The following is a 19258-nucleotide window of genomic DNA, read 5'->3' as shown; positions in this document are numbered from 1 at the left end:
GATCGTAATGGCCGAGATTCGCATCGCTACCAATCTGCCGTCGGCGCCGAAGCGTTCAGCGACCGTCTACCAGCTCAAGGCACCGGTGGTCAACGAGCGCACGATCCGTGCGTTGGCGAAGAGCCTGGGTATGCTCATCGAACCAAAGTTGATGCGACTTAGTTCCGACGAGCACAAGCTCACTCTATCGTCGGCCTCCTTCGAGTTGCAGATGTATCGCGCATCGGGCGGATTCCGATTCATCGACCGCGCGCGCTGGCAGATCGATGACGGGCAGGCCAACCTAGACCTCAGCGATGAGGCCGCGCTGCGCACAGCGCGGGAGCTACTGAAGCGGATGGGACTAGCCACCAGCAGTAGCGAAGCACGTTTTCTCAAGGCTGCGCGCCTGCACGTGGGGTCGGCCACCGCGCAAGGCCGTGAGGCCTCAGACCGAGTCATCGATGTCGCGGTCGCGCTCCAACGTATGGTGGACAAGGTGCCGGTGGATGGGCCCGGCGGCAAGATTGTGGTCTACCTCGACCATAAAGGACGCCCAACTTGCATTGAGCGATTGTGGCGCCAGATCGGCGCCGCGCGCCGTCGCGACCAGGCTTGCCACAGCGCGCAAGAGGCGGTGCAGGAGATGGCCGAGCACCTGCGGTCCAAGCGCGGCGTGGTGACAGTGGAAGAAGTGTACTTCGGCTACTTCGAGGAAGGCTGGCACAGTTCGCAGAGGCTCTTGCAGCCGGCGTACATCATCAAGGGCCTAGTGGGCGATCCCAAGAGCCACGTGCGACGCAAGTTGATCTATGTCGCGCGCGCGCTGGCTGATGCGAAGACACCGTTGACGCCACCACTCGCACGCAAGCCCAAGCAGCGCAGCCGGCCATCACCGACCCGCTAGCAGAGGCTGCGTCGCCAGAAGGTCAGCGATGCCATTCACAGCGCCCACCCTTGATGAGATAGAACGCCGCATGCGGCCTGGCTGCTATTCACAGGTGGGTTTCCTTGGCCCGGATGAGCGCCTGCAAGATGTGCTCAAGGCCGATGCGCAAGCGTTAGCTGCGCTCGGACTATCACGTGAGCAACTCGTCGCGCCGTTACGCGTGCTGCTGGCCACCGCGCTAGCTAACCGCATGGGAATTAGCCACAGTGGCGGCTACGTCGTGTGTGTGCGTGCATTCCGAGGTCCACAGATATGCCCGTTCGCGCCCGATCCTCATGGCGCGCCATGCACGCCCGACGCATTTCGCTTCGCGTCAATCGATTGGGATATCCTCGACTCGCGCTTGGGAAGCCATCTCACTGGCCCGGGCCTGATTGTTCACTTGATCGAGGCACACGGCTTCTTCGAGGGTCTCATGTCGCCTTACCGCGTGTCGCCGATAGCGCTGGCAGCCCTGCTAGGCCTCATGCCACCTACATCGCCGTGATTGGTGTCGAAAGCGCCCACTCGGCATCCAGATGGACCTCGAGGAAGGAACTGAAATGCTCTCCCGGCTCTTTCAAGGTGAGTCAGGGTTTGCCAAGGACCTCAGCTCCAACATTCCGCCGGTGAAGCAGAAGGACATTCCCTCGAACTTGACGTCCATTAGACACTCCCCCCAAGGGGCCGTTCGTTGACATAGTCGCTATCGCTGGGTGTCCGCGACGATGTGCGCAGCCCAAACCTACTCCTCATCGATTCCGGCGAACAGCTCTTTGGGAACCACGTCCGCCATCGCCACAGGAGTGGTGCCCGTCCCAAGGGCCTTCTCCCGGATGGATTCGCTTCCCCGGAATTGCCTCGCCTCGGCCACCCTGGCCCTGTGGCCGTAGCTTGGCCCTATCGCGAGTATCTCGAATGCATCGGATTCATTGATGTTAGGGAGACCAAGTGAGCAGGGAACCTGAGAGAATCACCGGAAATCGGCGGCGTGTCTGACCACTTACGCCCCGAAGGTGAATCAGGTCGTGATCATGGTCTATTCACGGATTCGCCCATCAAATAGGTGGATGGTCCGGTCCGCGGCTCCAGCAAAGCGGGCATCGTGGGTGACCATGCAGATGGTGGCGCCGCGATGGTGAAGTTGCTGGAGCAGCTTCATGACCGCCTCACCATTGATGGAGTCGAGGTTGCCCGTGGGCTCGTCCGCTAAAAGGAGGCTGGGCCGACCCGCCACGGCACGTGCTACAGCGACGCGCTGTTGCTGGCCGCCGGAGAGCTGGCCAGGCAGGTGGTTCAGGCGATGCGCCATGTCCACCTCTTCGAGCGCGTCAAGCACGCACTGGCGTCGCTCACTCGCGGGAAGGCCGCGGTAGACCAGCGGTAGCTCGATGTTCTCGAAGACCGTGAGGTCGCCGATGAGGTTGAAGCTCTGGAAGATGAAGCCGATCTCACGGTTGCGGATGCGCGCGCGCTCCAAGGCCTTGAGCCTCTCCACCGGATGGCCGCTGAGGGTGTATGCGCCGGCCGTGGGCGTGTCCAGCAGGCCAATGATGGAGAGCAGCGTCGACTTGCCACAACCGGATGGGCCAGCGATGGAGACGAATTCCCCTTCGCGGATTTCCATGTGGATGTCGCTTAAGGCATGGGTCTCCACCTGATCTGTAAGGAAGACCTTCCTTAGGCCCTCCAGCTTCAGCAGCGGCTTATCGGGGGACGTGGCGGTCATGCAGCACTCCAGTCACTTCAGGCGGATGCGGTCGGCGCTATCCCAGGTGGAAGTGTCCGAAAGGATCACCTGGTCGCCGGGCTGGAGGCCATCAATGACTTCGATGGTGGAGACGGAAGCGCGGCCAAAGCGTACCTGGATGCGCTGGGCCTCGCCGCCATCGGGGCTCAGCTTAAAGATCGTGCCTGCAGCCTGAGGCTGGGCCTGGACTGGGCGACCCACATAGATTGCGTCTGCGGCACGGTCAAGCTCGATGATGCCTTCCACGCTGAGGTCCGGCCGCGCACCCTTGGGGAGCGGGCCTTCGAGGCTTGCATCCACAGTGACGGTGCCGTTCTGAACCGCCGGGTCGATTCGCAGTACGTGCCCCTGAACAAGACCGTTGCGGGTATCGATGGATACCGGCTGTCCGATGACGAGATCCTTGGCCTGTGTCTCGTTGATCTTCAGTTCTGCCTTAAGCTGGGTCGGCTCCGCGACCTTCGCGAGCGTGGTGCCGGGCATGAGCCGCTGGCCCACTTGCACGGGCAGTTGCTGGAGCACGCCGTCCATGCCGGCGCGCACCTTCAGTGCGTCCATCTGGGTGCGCTTCAGCCTCCACAGCGCCCGGGCTTGCTCGACCTTCGCCTGCTGGGAGGCGAGCTGGGCCCTGAGGCTATCCTCGGCGACTTGGAGGCGCTGGCGCTCCAAGCCATAACGTGTATTCAGCTCTTCCGCCTGACCACGGGACTTTAGCAGGTCCTGGCTGGAAACGAGGCCTTCCCTCGCCAGGCGCTCGTTCGCCTCCAGACCGAACTGGGCGTTGGCGTTGCTCGCCTTTATGGAGGCCAGCGAGGCCTTAAGATCTAGAAGCTGGATCTGGAGCCGCGCCTTGGCGCTTTGGTAATCCGCCTCAGCAGCCTTGCACTGCCACTCGGCGTCCTGTGCGGACTGCATCAGTTCTGGATTGCTCAGTTCGAGGATGGGCGTGTCGGCCTTCACTACGCTGCCGGGGAGCACGAGGATTCGCTCCACCCTGGCGTCCAAGCTGTTCGCAAGGAAGCGCACGTTCAGGGGCACGAGGGTGCCGGTGCCGCGGACCTGGAAGACCATGGGGCCACGCTTCACAGCGTCGATGAGCGTGCCCTGGCGTTCCACCGTGGGCGCTGCGGGCTTCAGGCGGGCTAGTCCGGCAATTCCTGCCAGGAATGCGATGCCCAGGCTGACGCCAAGGATCATGCGGCGGCTTTTAGGCCGGGCTTGGAGCGGGATGTCCATCAAATGCCTTGTATCGCAACTGTCATCATGAATGTTTTACCTAAGAATTGAAGCCGCTTGAAGGAGTTGTCAGTTTCCAACCAGTCTCGACCTATGCCATTCGTCAATAGTGTTCATGAAACACAGATGAACAACATGAGCCATGTCATAACATTGACAAAATTGTGACATTCGTCACCGAGGTCTCCTTCCACACTCCTGTGCATGCCCAATGGTGGGCAATTTTTACAGGAGTTCGCTATGAGCGAAACAAACAAGGACCTTCTGAAGGCCGCGCTACAAAAGGCGGGCATCCGGGGGCTGGAGTCCGAGGTGCTGGATCAGGTGGTCGGCGGGATTATCCAGCCGTGCGACGAGTGCAATAGTGGGTGCGCGGTTTGCTGCTCGTCGGGTACGGCCAATCGGTAGCACCGGCCAGTGAGTTAGCAGTTGATCAGGATGGGCCGACACCCGGCCGCATCGGGTGTCAGCCCATTTTCGCAATACCTCAGCCGCGGAGACCAAATGCTTTATTCCAGAGAATCTTGTGTCGCCCTTGATCCGGAACTTGTGTTAAAAAACGATGTTGATCGGGTGGTTGTCCTCACCAGGCCTGTCGCAGTACGGTCAGGCATCTCATGCATGCTAAGGCCCAGTGAAGCAATCATCATAGCGCTTCTGGATGGCCAGCGGACGCTAGGTGATGTTGGCAGGCTATGGGGAGAACTGACGGAAAGGGATGAGGATATCGGTCATTCGGAGGTCGAGGCGCTGGTCACGAAACTCACCACTAACAGCTTCAAGGAAGCGAACCTACTGGTCTCCGTAAGCGAAAGCAATAGAGGCAAGGTGGTCCAGTACGATCCAAATACGTTCGTGATTTCAAAAGAAAAGCTGAACTTCTCAGACAGGCGCCTTCGCGTCCCCTATAAGGTCACCTACCTGCCGACCATGTTCTGCCCGCAGAAATGCGTCTACTGCTACGCGAAGACGTACCCCACACGAGAGCAAAATTTGCTGGGCATCGATCGCCTCCGCGAAATCATTGCCGAGCTGGCAGCCCTCGGCGTGGACCGGATTCAGATGTCCGGCGGTGACGCAATGGCGCATCCGCAGATCTTCGATATTCTGGAGATGATTGTCGGGTTCGGCATGGGTGTGGATCTGCCCACCAAGCTGGGCGTTTCGTATGCCCAAGCGAAACGGCTTTACGACCTCGGGATCGACACGATCCAAGTGAGCCTGGACTCCTCGGATCCGGAGACGCTGGACTTCATGGTGGGCGTTAAGAACTATAACAAAAGAGTTCTGCAATGCCTCGACGAGCTGAGGATGGCCAACATAAGGGTCCGGATTAACTGCGTCGCGACGCCACATAACCTAAGCACGCTCGGCCCGCTAATCGACTTCATTGGCAAGTACGAGAATATATTCAGGCTAACCTTTTCCCCCTATGCGAGGTCCATTTGGCATCACCAGGAAGGGCTTTTCCTGAGCGATGACGATATCAAGACCATCAAAGAGCAGGTCGAGAGAAGGGCTGGCCTATATCCCCACCTGCTTATCGCCGTGGGCGGCAATGGGGCGGTTGCGCCAATGGATCCTCACCAGCGGGTGGAGGAATGGAAGAATCGTGGCCAGTGCACAGGGAACCGGGATGGGTTTGTCATTCTGCCGGACGGGAAGGTAACCGTCTGCGAGGAGCTTTACGACCATCCGGAATTTATCATCGGGGACCTCACCCGGCAGTCCGTGATGGAAATGTGGGATTCGGCAGAGGCATGGAACCTCATCCGCCCCGATCAAACATCTGTCCCATCAGGTCCTTGTCGAACTTGCTCCACCTTTGAAGAATGCCATTCCGGCCAGGGCATCTGCTGGCGGGACACGCTGAAAGGTTACGGCTGGGATAAGCATTACTACCCCGACCTGCGCTGTCCGAAGGCGCCCGAAGGCGCCCGAAGGATATGAGGCATGTCGGCAGCGTCCGGCAATAGATCGTCCAATGCCCGCCAGATGGCTATTACAGAAGGCCGACTATGTTCAGCATGAATGACCGAGTGGTCTTAAATCCTGCCTACCTCATGAAGAATGACGTCGATAGGGTCGCGCTTCTCAACAGGGTGGTCCCTCACGCCTCCTACGTCCTGATCTCGCCAAGCGAGGCCATCCTATTCGCATTGATGGACGGTTTCAGGTCCATCCGGGAGGTTGGCAGGGTCTGGGCGGAGCTTACCGGTCGGACCGAGGACGCCGGAGTCGAGGAGGTGCTTTCGATGGCGAACGCCTATCGCCAGAAGAGCTGGAAGACAAGAGAGATCTTGATTCCGGCCGATGCCGTCAGTCTTCGCGATCTAAAGGGGTATTCCTTCGAGAAGTTCATCATCGCCAAGGACAAGGTCAACCTCACCGAACGCAGGCTGAGGAAGCCTCATCACGTCACCTACCTGCCGACAATGTTCTGCCCGCACAAGTGCGTCTACTGCTATGCCAAGGTCTCAAGGACGATCGAGGAAAACCTCCTGAGCCTGGGCCGACTGGAGGCCATATTCAAGGAGTTCTCTGACCTTGAGTTTGAGTTCGTGCGCATCTGCGGCGGCGAGGCGCTGCTTCATCCGCGCATATTCGACATCCTTGGCCTCCTCAACAGATTTGGGATGACGGCCAGCATCCCGACGAAGATGGGAATCTCCGTAGAGCAGGCGCGAAAACTGAGGGATCTCGGCATCCAACTCGAACTCAGCGTTGATTCCGCTGACGCATCCATGCTCGACAGGATGATCGGCGTAAAGAACCACCACAGGAGCATTTTTAGGTCCCTTGAGGCGACCCGGGAGGCCGGAATTTCGGTCGTGGTCAATTGCGTAGTCATCCCGGAGAACGTCCCCCATTTGGGGGGTCTGATCGACTTCCTAGGGGGTCTGGGCCATGTCCGCAGGCTATCGCTCACCCCGTACGGCCGCTCGATGGGCTGCCATAGCGACTCCCTGTTCATCTCGGACAGAGATGCGGCGGAGATCGGAGAGGCGGTGGAGTTGAGGAGGGCGCGATATCCCACCATGGAAATTGTGGCCGTCGATATTGGGCACGAAGTGCCATCCGAGCCCGCCTCCCACCAGGAAGCCTGGGAATACCGCGGGTACTGTACAGGAAACCGCGACGGGTTCGTCCTTCTGCCAGACGGGAAGGTGACCGTCTGTGAAGAGCTTTACGACCATCCCGCCTTCTTGATCGGAGACCTTTCTCGGCAGTCCGTCATGGAGATGTGGAACTCGAAAGAGGCTTGGTCGCTTATCTACCCCGACCAGGGGGCCGTTCCGGACGGCCCCTGCCGCACTTGCGGGACCTTCCGGGAATGCAATTCGGTGCGCGGAAGATGTTGGCGGGACATCGTGAAGGTGTACGGGGGCGACAAACCCCACTACCCTGACCTGAAGTGCCCGAAGGCACCGGCGACCTCGAACCGGCTCCGCTGAGATTGGGATCAACCGTCCATACCCCTCTGGCTCCACCACCACTCCCCTTCTCACATCATCCGAGAGATTGTGTGATCCGATCCCTAATCAGGTCCTACCGCTTCAACCGGGGTCCCATATTGCTGGCGCTGATCGCGCTCGCCCTGTCGATAGGTGCCTCCTCGGCCATGTTCTCGGTCATGGACACGCTCGTTCTACGGCCGGTACCCTACTCGGAGCCTGGCCGGCTTGTGTCCATCTGGCGAACCTTTCAGGGGGAGGCAAGGGCCCAGTTCAACGCCCACAAGTACCAATCCCTGGAACAGGCCACCCAGACGATGGAGCAGACCGCCCTCGTAGGGGGCGTTGACGCTGTCCTGGAGGGGCCAGAGCGCAGGGAACTCTTCAAGGCGGCGAGGGTTTCGGCGAAGTTCTTCACGGTCCTGCGGACCAACGCCTACCTGGGCCGGGCCTATTTCACCCCCGAGGAGGAGCGGAACGGGGGGCCCAACGTGATCGTGATTTCGCACGGTATGTGGAAGTCTAGGTTCGCGGCCGATCCATCTATCCTCACCAGGAGTTTGAAGATCAACGGGAGTCCTTTCTCCGTGGTGGGGGTACTCCCCCCAGGGTTCACCCTTGCCTCCGGTTCCTACGCCCATGCCGAGGCCTATCTTCCAACCAAATTCAGTCCCGAGGAACTCGAGCCGGGCGCTGGTTCTGACTTCGACGTGATCGGCAGGATGCGCCAGGGAATTGGATTGGTTGGTGCAGACCAGGAGGTTAGGGCTATCGCGAAGCGGCTCGGCTGGACGATCGCTAGCATGCGCGTCGCCCCCCTCGCGGAGGAGCGAGTAAGACCCGTAAAGGCCCGGCTGGTCCTCATCCAGGGTGCCATTGCCCTTTTGCTGCTCATCGCCTGCTCAAATGCCTCGGCGCTACTCCTCGCCCGCCTGGTGGACCGCGAGGGGATCTTGGCGGTGAAGTCGGCCCTCGGGGCGCCTCCTTTCCGCTTGGCCTCGGAGATCGTTCTGGAGGGTGTGTTCCTCGGGTGTCTGGGCGCGATCCTGGGATTGGTGATTGAATACCCGCTACGCCTGATTCTCTCGTACCAGCTGGGGCTCGCGGAAGCACCTCCCCGTTCGCCTTGGATAATTCCAATCGCACTGAGCCTAGGGGCGGCCAGCGGATTCGCATCAAGCCTGCTCCCGGCGGTGAAGGCTTATAGAAGTCAGCCGGCTAGGGTACTGGCGGGCTTCAGCGGGCGCGCCACGAGGACCCCGGGAATAAGGAATGCGCTTGCGGGGCTCCTGATCGCGCTGAGTTTCATGCTCCTTGCCGCCTCCTCCATCATGCTGCGGACACTGTTCAGTCAAATCAGGAGGGGCCCGGGGTTCAGAACGGACCACCTCTACGTGTGCAGCCTGCCCCTACCGCGCGATAGGCGGAATCTCGCGTGGGGGTGGGCCACGGACCTGATCGGACGGCTCCACGGGGCTCCCGGGCTGCAGGGAATCTGTGTGGGCGGCCCGGTTCCTATCCTTGACGCCGGTGGCTACGGGTATACCCAGACAGAGAATGGGGAACGTAAGGTCAAGGTCTGGTTCCACCGGATGGAGGGTGACATCGTCAAGGCCCTCGGCCTGAGTATGGTCGAGGGGCGCACCCCCGTTGCAGGCGAGATCGGGGCCATCCTGATCAGCCGCCCGCTCGCGAAGGAGTTGTTCCCAGATGGGCAAGCCATCGGCAGGACCCTCCTAGCAACAGGGGAGGTTAAGACCGTTGTCGGGGTGGTGGAGGGCTCCCGCGAGATCGGGCTTGACGACCCCCTGTGTCCTCAGGTGTATCAGGCAATCCCCCGAGACGTGGGACTGCCATCCATGGACATCGTGATCAGGAGCGCCGCCGATGCCGCAACCGTGCGGGCGCAGCTCGACGCCGCGCTACGCAACCTGGACGCGGATTTGGGCGTCCGAACCCTGCAGCCCTTCGACCAGATCATTGCAGACAGCACCGCCGGCCAGAAGCGAACAGCGATCCCCCTCGCAATCCTGGCGATCTGCACGGCTGCGCTCTCCGCATTCGGCCTCTTCGGCTTGCTTGATGAAATCTTCCGGGCGCGTCGCAGGGAGCTTGCGATCCGCTCCGCGATCGGGGCCGAACCATCTGACCTCTTCTTCATGGTCGTGGGGCTGGGGGGGAGGCTCCTGGCCTTTGGGATGCTCTGTGGAATGGCCGGGACGGCGGTTATGGTGAGGCTACTCCACACCCAGGTCGCCTCGTTGGCTGCGATCGATCCCCTTTCCCTCCTGGCCTCGGGCCTGCTCCTGGCCCTAGCTGTCATGGGGGCATGCCTGCCGCCCGCCCTTCGTGCCTCGCGCATGGCCCCGGCGACATTGTTCGACCAGGGCTAAAGCCCAGTTCACTGTGTAGAAGTAGAGCCTACGGGGGCACCGTGAGAGATGGGTTCCAAAGTGAGCCTCCCCTCTTCAGGAGGGAGGCCCTTGAGCAGCTCGCCAGGGATGGCGAGGAGGGGGAAGCGCTCCGGATCGCGCCGCCATGGACGTGGGCGCTATCCGCCCTAGTGGGCCTGGGGGCCATCCTTCTGCTCGGATATCTCGCGTTCGGGAGCGTGGAGATGTCGACTACAGTCCGCGGGGTTCTGCGGCCTTCGGTGGAGACCCCCCTTCTCCTGTCCGAGGGGGATGGCATCTTAGCAGCGGCCATGGCCCAGAATGGGGATCGAGTTAGACGTGGTCAGCCCTTGTTCGTTGTGGCTTCCTCTGCGGGCGCACGGGTCGTCTCGTCCCCTGAGGACGGCGTCATTCAGGCCTTCGCGCCTCAGGTCGGAGGCCACATACGAGAAGGAAGCCTTCTGGGGGTGGTCATTGCCGAGAACTCCCCCTTGCGGGTCGTGACCTTCCTGCCCTGGAGGGAGATTACCCGCCTCAGACCTGGCGAATCACTCAGCGTGGAGGTGGAGGGATTCCCGCCATCCAAATTTGGATTCATGCGGGGCTGCGTCGTGGAGACAGCGGGGCTCCCGGCCGCCTCATACGAGGTAGCCGAGGCGTTCGGCCCCGCGTCGCGCCAGGGGGAGCCGCTCTTCCGGCTAGCAGTGGACCTAGTTGACCACAATTCATGGTTTTCGAAGGCCGCGCCCCCAGCCGGGACCGTGGTCCAGGTCCACTACGCCGCCGGCAGGCGGCGCCTCCTCGACCTCGCTCTCGGCACCCTGACTCGTCGAGACGAGTGACATCATGGCGCGCAGGGTCCCCTACATTCCCCAGATGGGGACGGTCGAATGTGGCGCGGCGGCCCTTGCCATGGTCCTCGCCTATTGGCGACATCATGCCCCGCCCTCCGAAGTCCGCGAGCGCTGCAAGGTGTCCCGTGACGGCTCCACCGCGACCAACATCCTGCGGGCAGCACGCGAGTATGGCCTGGAGGCGGAAGCTGCAAGTGTGGAGGTTGAGGACCTCCACCGACTGCCCATGCCGGCGATACTGCATTGGGACTTCAACCATTTTGTCGTGCTTGAGAGGGTCAGTCGAAAGGGCTTTCACATCGTCGATCCCCGCTCCGGGCGATGCTTCGTGTCGATGTGTGAATTCCGGTTATCGTTTACCGGCGTCGCCCTGATGTTCCAGCCCGGCGACGGGTTCGCGAGGCGAAGGCACCGGTTCCCAAGCCTAAGTAGGTATCTGGCCCTCATTCGGGAGGCGCGGTCGGACCTCGCCCTCGTCCTCGCGACATCGCTCCTACTCCTGCTGCTTTCATTCGCTTTCCCGGCCGCAAATAGGCTCCTCGTAGACGGGATCTTGGTCCCGCACGATCGGTCCCTCCTCTTGGTGCTGGTCCTCACGCTCGTGTTTTCCCTGGTGGGCAGGCTGGCCCTAGGCTTGGCCCGTAGCTACGTCGTCCAGAACCTCCAGAACCAGATGGGCAGGCGGCTGATCGAGGGGTTTGTCACCCACCTCGTATCCCTCCCGATTGGCTTCTTTCTCCAGCGCCAGCCCGGCGACCTGATGCAGCGGGTCGACAGCAACTCCCACATCCGCGATTTCTTCTCCAGCCGCAGCCTGGCGACATTGGTGGACAGCGTCATGCTTATCGGCATCGCCGCCACCATGGTCGTCCTCCACCGCGGGATGGCTCTCCTGGTCCTTGCCGCCTCTGCGCTGCGCACCGCCCTTCTGCTGGCGCTGCGCCAGAGGAATCAGCAGCTGATGTCCACGGAGCTTGCGCTCGCGGGGCAGGAGACGGGCCTCTTGCTGGACGTACTGGTCAACATCGAGACGGTGAAAGCCGCGTCATCCGAGCGGAAAGTTGCCCTCCACTGGCTGTCGAGGGCCATCCGCCGGGCGAACGCCCTTGTGGAGCGGAGCAGGCTCGCCACCGCGTCTACCCACGCCATGAACGCCCTCCAGGGGGTCACCCTCGCGGGCTTGTTCTGGGTAGGCGGGGCACAGGTCGCCAAGGGCGCGATGACGTTGGGCGCCTTCTTCGGATTCCTATCCCTCTACTCGCTCTTCGTGGGTCCCCTAGAGTCGACCTTCAACGCCATGACGGACCTCCAGTACCTGCTGAGCCACATGGCCCGCCTGGACGACATCATGGAGTGCCCCGGAGAAAGGAGCGGGACGGTTGATCCCGGAAGGCTTCAGGGTGGCATCGTCCTGGAGGGCGTTAGCTTCAGGTACGCCGCAAGCTCGCCATGGGTCGTCAGGGACGTCTCGCTGACCATACGTCCGGGCGAGAAGATCGCGCTGGTGGGTCCTAGCGGGGCGGGCAAGAGTACCTTGGCCAGGATGCTGCTGGGGATGCACCTCCCCACGGAAGGGCGGATCCGCTTTGATGACGTCGACCTAGCGAAGATCAACCTCTCCAAGATGCGGTCGCAGGTGGGTGTGGTGCTGCAGGACAGCTTCCTGCTGAACGACTCCATCAGCGCGAACATCGCCTGGCAGGAGGAGAACCTGCCGGAGGGGGTCGTCCAATGGGCCTCTGGCATCGCCCACCTCCATGAGGTGGTGCGGAGGCTGCCCCTGGGGTACCGCACCCCGCTAGGCGAGAACGCCAACATTCTCAGCGGCGGCGAACGGCAGCGTGTCTGCCTGGCGCGGGCCATCGCGAGGAGGCCGCCGATCCTCCTCATGGACGAGGCCACAAGCGCGCTCGATCTTGAGACTGAGGCTATTGTCCACGCCAACCTGGCCGAGTTGGGGTGTACGCGCATCGTGATCGCCCACCGCCTAGAGACGATCAAGGACGCACACCGTGTGGTGGTCATGGAGGAGGGCGCCATCGTCCAGGTGGGGAGTTTTGGGGACCTGTCCCGGGAGGAGGGGCCGCTCAGGAGGATCATCGCGGCCATGGAGGGCGGGCATGGCTAGCACCACCCTTAGCGCGATATGGAAAAGCTTGCTTGCGGCCCTGCGGCGGCACTCTGACCACCCGGACCATGCCAATCCGCCCGTGAGCCTCCAGTCGGGCGATGCGGTGCAGTTAATCACTAGTTGGCTAGGGGGAGAATCCACCACCCGCGGGCTAGACCGTGAACCCGAAGGAACCCTGGATGCGGATTGGACGATCGAAAGCCTGGAGGCGCGCGGCATAGATGCCCGCCTGATCCGCCTGTACCCCGACGACCTGCCATTCCTTCAGTTGCCGGCCTTGGTCGGAGACCAGCAGGGCGGCTGGTTGGTCGTGAGGGGGAAGGCCGACGGCGAGTTTCTTGTCGCCGGGGAGCGCGGCCTCGTCCGGCTCTCGCGCGCGCGGCTGCTGCATGCATCCTTGGGCATCGCGATTGAGACAAAGCCGATGGGCGTGGAGTCCGGCGGACTTTGGCGCCGGCTCTCGCGCCTGCTCTACGATCAGCGGAGGTACGCCCTAGTCGCGCTTCTTTGCTCGATCTCCGTTCAGGTCCTACTGCTGCTCATCCCCTGGATGAGCACCCAGGCGATCGACCGTGCCCTTCCTCGAGGTTCCGCAGACCTGCTCTTGATTATCTGCATCGGGATGGCTTCTGCGGCAATTTCCCGCGCCCTCGTGGGCCTGCTTCGAGACCTGACCCTCGCCTCCCTCTACGCTCGGGTGGATGTGGGCCTGGAAAAGGGCCTCCTCAGACATCTTCTCTCGCTCCCGTTCCGGCAGATCCAAGGTAGGACCCTAGGCGAACTCATCCAGGCCTTCATCGGTATCCGGATGACGAGGTCCGTCGCGTTTAACGGGGGCCTCTCAGCCGCTCTGGATGCCTGCAGCGCGGTCGTGTTCCTGCTCTACCTGGCCAGCATCAGGCCCGGCGCGGCGTTGTTCCTGACCCTCGGCGTGGCGGCATACCTTTTCGCCTACACCGTGGTGGCCTACGCGAAAATGCGTGGGGCGAAGGAACTGGTGGGCTTGGGACAGGCGGAGAGGAACGCGGTGGGGGAACTCCTGATGGGGATCCCGATCCTGAAGGCTACTGGGAGCGAAAAATGGGGCTTAGGGAGATGGCAGCGCCACCTCCGTCATCAACTACGCAAGAGCCTCAAGGTCGAAAGGTTTTCGCTCATCGAGGGTCTCCTGAACGATTCGCTCAACTACGGGGGTCTCGCCTTCGTTCTCCTCTGGGGAGGATCCGAGGCCCTCAGCGGGCGGATGACTATCGGCCAGTTCATGGCCTTCTCCCAGCTGTCGGCGTCCTACCTCCTATCCATGTCCAATCTGGCCCAAGCGGGGGCGGCCTTTGCCCTGGCGAGGCCCCAGCTCCTCAGGACGCAGGAGGTGTTCTCCGCCCCGCGCGCCAAGAGGACCGGTCCCGCCAGCGCCCTTTCGGGTAAGGACCCGATAAATGTAGAGGACCTCTGGTTCAGGTACGGCGACACGGGGCCGTGGGTTCTCTCTGGATTGACCTTCTCGGTGGCCCCGGGCTCCCTCTGTCACCTGAAGGGCGCTTCCGGCAAGGGCAAGAGCACCTTGCTTCGGATCCTGGCGGGACTGTACGAGCCAGAAATCGGGTCCATCAACTTCGGTAGCACCACCGGCCAGCCGATTGCCGGCTCCGTCGGCTTCCTGCCACAGTCGGCCCGCCTATCCAGCGGGACTATATTGGACAACCTGAGGCTGCTGTCGGGAAATGCGAGGAAGGAGCGCATCTTCGAGACCGCCGTCGGGACAGGCCTCGACGAGTGGGCGCGATCGCTACCGATGGGGTACCAGACCCTGGTCGTGAACGGCGCCAATAATCTTTCGGGCGGCCAGCGGCAGTTGATCGCCATCACGGGGATACTGGCCTCCGCCAAGCCTATCCTGCTTCTCGATGAGGCGCTTTCTAGCCTGGATTGGCCAAAACGCAGGCAGGTTCTGAAGTCGCCCATGCTGGACGGACGGACCATCATCTACGCCAGCCATGAGGAGGTGCTAGCCGAAGCTGGTCATCCGCGTTATTCCCTCATTGACCTGTCCAGGTGAAGGCGCGATTGCGTGGCTGGGCCCTTCGACCTCTGGACCCGGAATGGAGACCGTACCCGTCTCATGCGGACGAGGCTGGATGGAGTCCCTGCGGGTGTAGGACCGAGGCGGACACCGGGTCATCAGGTTCATAACCATCTGTCTGACCCAAAACCCGAAAACCAAGCCAGAAATATTGTGGAAATCAGGCCCAGTCTCCCAGCTCAGCGCAGAAGGGCTCCCATACACAATCACCTACTTCCTCTAGCTTCGACTGTCTACTGCAATGGATTGCAGCGCATGCCGTAGTCGACTGACGAGGATGCGTAGGTGTCCATCGCAAATCTGATGTCGAACCTCAGGCCACGCATTGAGGGGGATCCAGTGGTAGGCCGCAGTGCGGTCAGTCATGGAGATGATTTCCACAGCAAGGGGATGAACGCATTCAGGCGTCAGTCCTGGAGTTGGATGGTACGCACCACCCAGGTCCCAGATGGAACCGGCCTGGATGCAGTGGCGAGCCAGTTCCTGGCGTAGCCACTCCCGCGCGACGGGCATGGAGGTTACGGCCTGAGGCAGACGCCAGGCCGGTGCCGTGAGTAAGTCACTATGCCCCGTGAACCCCTGGGGGCCAGGGAGGTCCCGGTCCTCCAGGCCAAGGTAGACGGTGCCTTGATGCCGGAAGATGAGTACCGCGGCGAGGGTGTTCGTGGAGGCCTTCGCCGGGACCACGTATTCCAGCACTGAGGTGTTCAGGACCTCGCCGAACGCATCAACCTCCTCGAAAGTGCGCGCGTTGAGATTGAGGTAGCCGAGTGATTCATCCGGTCGAGCGGGCTCGAATTGACGCCGATGAGGTCGAGCCAGGAGGGCCTCCCAGGTGGTTAGCTCGGGCGGACTCTCAATGTTTCCTAGACGAATCTCCTCTCCAATCCAGTCGCCGAATCCCTCGCTTAGTTGGAGTAGGAGCTCGTAGACGTTCAGCTCCAGACGAGCATCAGACAGTCCCCCCACCTGCGCAGCTCGGAGCAACTGCCGAGCCTCGATGGCATGGACACGGCCGCTGGTGCTGAAACCCGACTGGTGCTCGAAGTGATCCTGCATGAAGGTAGGTGCCACTTCGACGAGTGTGGACCGTACCTCCTCAAGAATGCCGCCGGGGGAGGGATAGTAGGTGGCGCCCTCCCGGAAGGTCATCAACTGGTCCGGGGCGAGGCTGGCCCGTTCCAGGAGCATGGCCTCTACTGTGAATCCCGTTGGCTGGTCAGTCTGGATGGCAGTCAGGGGTTCGGTGAGATAGCTCGAGGGTCTACGCTCGTCGAGTATTGGCGAAGCATCTGGCATCGCACCGAGGATGGGGCGTGGATAGCTCATGCGGGCCAGCACGTAGAGGTCGCCGTCTTTTCGAAACCAGGGCAGCACATCGAGGGTTGGAAAGGGCCTTTGGACCAGGTCGAAGACCGCTCCAGATTCCCGATGGCGGAAGTGGGCCATATGCAGGAAGCGGCCTGACTGCGCGATTCCACCATCCCGGAAGGCCACACCAGCTTTTGAGGGGACCCGCTCACCTACGATCAGGTAATTGGTGGCTGGGAAGGGACGAGGTGTCCCGTCCAGATCCCGGATGAGGCACTTGCCCTCCCAGCGGTTCCGGAGGATCCATGGATTACGGATGGGCGTCGAGGCCAGCATCCGGAGGCCCAGGCGGGCGAAGTGGCCCTCGAACTCAGCCTGGGTGAAGTAGCCATACTCCTCCTTGACCTCGGCCTCCCAGTCCCAGCGGTAGTCCTTGCGGAGGATGAACTCCGTGGCGTGATGCAAAGAAACCCTGTAGCGGCGCCACTCGGGGCGATCCGGCACAGCCCCGAGGGTTTGGAAGGGGAACCCAGGCCCAGGGGATAGGCTCCGGAACTCGGTGGCGAAGCGTTCGAAGAGGTGCGCGGTGGAGCAACTGCGGGGATCAGACGTGGCTTCCCCATCGTCGGCAGGCAGGTCGAGCAAGACATCCTGGGTTCCGGGTGCCAGGAAGTCCCGCACGATGAGGACCCCACCCGGTTTCAGTTGTGCGGCCTGGGCCTCCAAGGCCTCCAGAGCATTGGCGTAGCGATAGCCGCCATAGCTCGTGACGTGGTGCAGAACCGAGGAATCGAAGATCCCATCCAAGCTCTGGGGAGAGAAGACCGCCCTGGCGATGTCGCCCTCGACGAAGGTCAGGTTGGGGAGTCGGTGACGCTCATGGGCCAGGGCCACCATGGTCGGGTCAAGGTCGACTCCTACCACTTCCAGATTTGGGTAGAGAGAGGCCAGGGCCTGGCTGCCAAGCCCGGAACCCATTCCCATGTCGGCGACCTTCCCCTGGCCCAGGAGGTGGGCCGCCGTCAGGGCCACCTTCTGACGCATGGAGGTGTCCATTCCGCGCAGATAGCGATCATAAGAGCTCAGATCGCCCCGGTCCTGAGTCTGGTCGGTGTGGGCCATTCCAAACGATACTGAGAAAAGTTTTTGGGCGGGGTTGACTTCGATGCATGGTGCATTTATGCTTAATGTATCAAAGAGGTCCACCATGACCACCCGAAACCAAACCTCAGGCTCTCCCGAACGCTTCGTGGTGGCCGTGGACGTGGTGGTCGTCACCCTCGTCGAGGACCAACTGCACACCCTCCTGATCCACCGGGACGAGACCCCGTTCAAGGGGCAATGGATGCTGCCCGGTGGGACGATCCAAGGCCGGGAGGACCTCCTTACCGCCTCCAAGCGGGTCCTGAAAGACAAGGCGGGGCTCACCGGGGTCTACCTGGAACAGCTCTACACCTACAGCGATCCTGGACGGGATCCCCGTGACCGCTCCATCAGCGTCACCCACATGGCCCTGGTCCACGAGGACAGATTCCGTACCCTCAAGCCTCACCGACAGGAGACCATCCTGGCTCGCCTCCTGGTGCCCTGGGAGGGGGAAGCCGGTGGGCCTGTCCAGGCTCAGTCCCAGGATGGTAGTGATCTGCCGCTGGCATTCGACCATGCCGAGATGATCGGCCTGGCGGTGAAGCGGATGCGCGGGAAGCTCAACTACACCCCCGTCGGCTACCAGCTTCTGCCAGAGGCTTTCACCATCTCCCAGCTTCAGCGAGTGCACGAGGGCATCCTCGGTCGCCCCCTGAACAAAGACTCCTTTCGGCGCCGCATGCTCGCGACGGGCGAACTCGACCCCATTGGGGAGAGCCAGTCCGACGTGGACCACCGCCCTGCGGCCCTCTACCAATTCTCGGCGCGATCCGCGGTGTAGCGTCCTCGCTCTACCCATTCCCTGACCCCGGGCACGGCCCGGAAGCCCTAGGCCTGTGTCGCAGGCTCTGAAGATTCCTGCCCCTTGGGCAGGGTGGCCCGGGGTCCACTTCCAGGAGGCTCCCATGGCGGAGATCCGTCATTTCCCCTTCATCCGGCACCTGCACAGCGATGCCAGCATGCACGTCCTGCACACCCGGCGCGACCGGCTCGTCCACAGTGGGAAGGGCCTTTCCTTCTTCTTTCGGCCCATGTCGGACAGCCTCGTTGAGATCCCCATGGAGGACCGGGAACTCACGGTCATGCTCCATGGTAGGTCCTCAGACTTCCAGGACCTCAGCGCCCAGCTCGTGCTGACCTACCGGACCGTGGATCCCCAGCGCCTCTCGGCCCGGGTGGACTTCGGCATCAACCGGACCACGGGAGCCTGGACGAAGCAGCCTTTGGAGAAGCTGGCCACCCTCTTGAGCCAGCTCGCGGAGCAGCACGCCTGGACCACCATCTCCACCTGCACCCTCAAGGATCTCCTGGCCTCTGGTCAGGAACGCATCAGGGAACAGGTCGCACAGGGACTCGAGGGTGAAGCGAGTCTGAGAGAGATGGGCCTGAAGGTCGTCTCCGTGCGCGTCTCCGCGGTGAAGCCCAATCCCGAACTCGAGAAGGCGCTGGAGGCGCCCGTCCGGGAGCACATCAAGCAGGAAGCTGACGAGGCCGCCTTCCAGCGCCGCGCCCTGGCGGTCGAGAAGGAGCGGGCCATCCAGGAGAACGAGCTTCAGAACCGCATCGAACTTGCCAAGCGCGAGGAGCAGCTCATTTCGCAGCAGGGCCAGAACACTCGCCGGCAGGCGGCCGAGGACGCCGAGGCCAAGCGGATCGAGGCCGAGGCCGGTGCTGCCCGGAACCGGCTGGAGGTCCAGACCAAGGCAGAGGCTCTACGAATCGAAGCCGAGGCGGAGAGCGCCGGGATCCATCTTCGCGCGGAAGCTGAGGCTTCGAGCGTGAAGCAGGTCGAAGGGGCCAAGGCCGACCTGGAGCGGGCCACCCTGGAGGTCTACCGCACCATGCCGCCCATGGTGCTCATGGGCCTGGCGGCCAAGGAACTGGGAAGCAAGTTGCAGCGCATCGAACACCTGAACCTCAGCCCGGACCTCTTCGGTCCCATGCTGGTCGACCTACTTCGCGCGGGAACCCAGCGCCTCGAAGGCCGGGCCTGAC

At 62.2% G+C, this 19258-nt stretch carries 11 protein-coding genes; 8 read left to right on the top strand and 3 right to left on the bottom strand.

What is annotated here, in order from left to right; genetic code table 11:
• Nucleotides 1-7: 7 nt before the first annotated feature.
• Nucleotides 8-886, top strand: coding sequence for a hypothetical protein (locus MLJ35_RS08425; RefSeq protein ID WP_243383958.1), 879 nt, complete (start codon nucleotides 8-10; stop codon nucleotides 884-886).
• Between the two features lie 1060 nt (nucleotides 887-1946).
• Here the strand turns inward: MLJ35_RS08425 and MLJ35_RS08420 are convergent.
• Complete coding sequence (locus MLJ35_RS08420; protein WP_243383957.1) at nucleotides 1947-2636, bottom strand: ABC transporter ATP-binding protein; 690 nt, start codon at nucleotides 2634-2636, stop codon at nucleotides 1947-1949.
• 12 nt (nucleotides 2637-2648) lie between these two features.
• Nucleotides 2649-3893 (bottom strand): efflux RND transporter periplasmic adaptor subunit, encoded by a 1245-nt coding sequence (locus MLJ35_RS08415; protein WP_243383956.1) that lies wholly within the window; start codon nucleotides 3891-3893, stop codon nucleotides 2649-2651.
• A gap of 504 nt (nucleotides 3894-4397) precedes the next feature.
• On the opposite strand from MLJ35_RS08415, the gene MLJ35_RS08410 reads away from it, so the two are divergent.
• From MLJ35_RS08410 to MLJ35_RS08390, 5 genes are all read left to right on the top strand, one after another.
• Complete coding sequence (locus tag MLJ35_RS08410) at nucleotides 4398-5843, top strand: radical SAM/SPASM domain-containing protein (RefSeq protein ID WP_243383955.1); 1446 nt, start codon at nucleotides 4398-4400, stop codon at nucleotides 5841-5843.
• Nucleotides 5844-5911: 68 nt separating this feature from the next.
• Entirely contained in the window at nucleotides 5912-7348 is a 1437-nt protein-coding gene (locus tag MLJ35_RS08405; protein WP_243383954.1) for a radical SAM protein, read from the top strand.
• Between the two features lie 119 nt (nucleotides 7349-7467).
• Nucleotides 7468-9741: an ABC transporter permease gene (locus MLJ35_RS08400; protein ID WP_243383953.1), complete on the top strand. Its 2274-nt coding sequence runs from the start codon at nucleotides 7468-7470 to the stop codon at nucleotides 9739-9741.
• A gap of 846 nt (nucleotides 9742-10587) precedes the next feature.
• Complete coding sequence (locus MLJ35_RS08395) at nucleotides 10588-12723, top strand: peptidase domain-containing ABC transporter (RefSeq protein WP_243383952.1); 2136 nt, start codon at nucleotides 10588-10590, stop codon at nucleotides 12721-12723.
• The gene (locus MLJ35_RS08390; protein WP_243383951.1) at nucleotides 12716-14782 is read left to right on the top strand and encodes a peptidase domain-containing ABC transporter; all 2067 of its coding nucleotides are present in this window, start codon (nucleotides 12716-12718) and stop codon (nucleotides 14780-14782) included. Before MLJ35_RS08395 ends, MLJ35_RS08390 begins: the two co-directional genes overlap by 8 nt.
• 243 nt (nucleotides 14783-15025) lie before the next feature.
• On the opposite strand, the gene MLJ35_RS08385 is transcribed toward MLJ35_RS08390, so the two are convergent.
• Nucleotides 15026-17326, bottom strand: a complete 2301-nt coding sequence (locus MLJ35_RS08385; RefSeq protein ID WP_275976452.1) for a class I SAM-dependent methyltransferase — start codon at nucleotides 17324-17326, stop codon at nucleotides 15026-15028.
• Between MLJ35_RS08385 and MLJ35_RS08380 the strand changes: the two genes are divergently transcribed.
• Together MLJ35_RS08380 and MLJ35_RS08375 are read left to right on the top strand one after the other, a co-directional pair.
• Nucleotides 17325-18044: an NUDIX hydrolase gene (locus tag MLJ35_RS08380; protein WP_243383949.1), complete on the top strand. Its 720-nt coding sequence runs from the start codon at nucleotides 17325-17327 to the stop codon at nucleotides 18042-18044. The genes MLJ35_RS08385 and MLJ35_RS08380 overlap by 2 nt on opposite strands.
• Before the next feature lie 124 nt (nucleotides 18045-18168).
• Nucleotides 18169-19257 (top strand): SPFH domain-containing protein, encoded by a 1089-nt coding sequence (locus MLJ35_RS08375; protein ID WP_243383948.1) that lies wholly within the window; start codon nucleotides 18169-18171, stop codon nucleotides 19255-19257.
• The last annotated feature ends 1 nt before the right edge of the window (nucleotide 19258 follow it).

The organism is Geothrix alkalitolerans, assembly GCF_022808885.1.
Classification (GTDB): Bacteria; Acidobacteriota; Holophagae; order Holophagales; family Holophagaceae; genus Geothrix; species Geothrix alkalitolerans.
The sequence above is the reverse complement of the archived record's forward strand: the minus strand, read 5'-3'. Positions and strand labels throughout refer to the sequence as shown.

What these genes read in the sequence shown, in the direction of transcription:
- MLJ35_RS08425 (WP_243383958.1), top strand. Translation starts at nt 8, where the DNA reads ATGGCCGAGATTCGCATCGCTACCAATCTGCCGTCGGCGCCGAAGCGT.
- MLJ35_RS08420 (WP_243383957.1), bottom strand. Translation starts at nt 2,636, where the DNA reads ATGACCGCCACGTCCCCCGATAAGCCGCTGCTGAAGCTGGAGGGCCTA.
- MLJ35_RS08415 (WP_243383956.1), bottom strand. Translation starts at nt 3,893, where the DNA reads ATGGACATCCCGCTCCAAGCCCGGCCTAAAAGCCGCCGCATGATCCTT.
- MLJ35_RS08410 (WP_243383955.1), top strand. Translation starts at nt 4,398, where the DNA reads ATGCTTTATTCCAGAGAATCTTGTGTCGCCCTTGATCCGGAACTTGTG.
- MLJ35_RS08405 (WP_243383954.1), top strand. Translation starts at nt 5,912, where the DNA reads ATGTTCAGCATGAATGACCGAGTGGTCTTAAATCCTGCCTACCTCATG.
- MLJ35_RS08395 (WP_243383952.1), top strand. Translation starts at nt 10,588, where the DNA reads ATGGCGCGCAGGGTCCCCTACATTCCCCAGATGGGGACGGTCGAATGT.
- MLJ35_RS08390 (WP_243383951.1), top strand. Translation starts at nt 12,716, where the DNA reads ATGGCTAGCACCACCCTTAGCGCGATATGGAAAAGCTTGCTTGCGGCC.
- MLJ35_RS08380 (WP_243383949.1), top strand. Translation starts at nt 17,325, where the DNA reads ATGACCACCCGAAACCAAACCTCAGGCTCTCCCGAACGCTTCGTGGTG.
- MLJ35_RS08385 (WP_275976452.1), bottom strand. Translation starts at nt 17,326, where the DNA reads ATGGTGGACCTCTTTGATACATTAAGCATAAATGCACCATGCATCGAA.
- MLJ35_RS08375 (WP_243383948.1), top strand. Translation starts at nt 18,169, where the DNA reads ATGGCGGAGATCCGTCATTTCCCCTTCATCCGGCACCTGCACAGCGAT.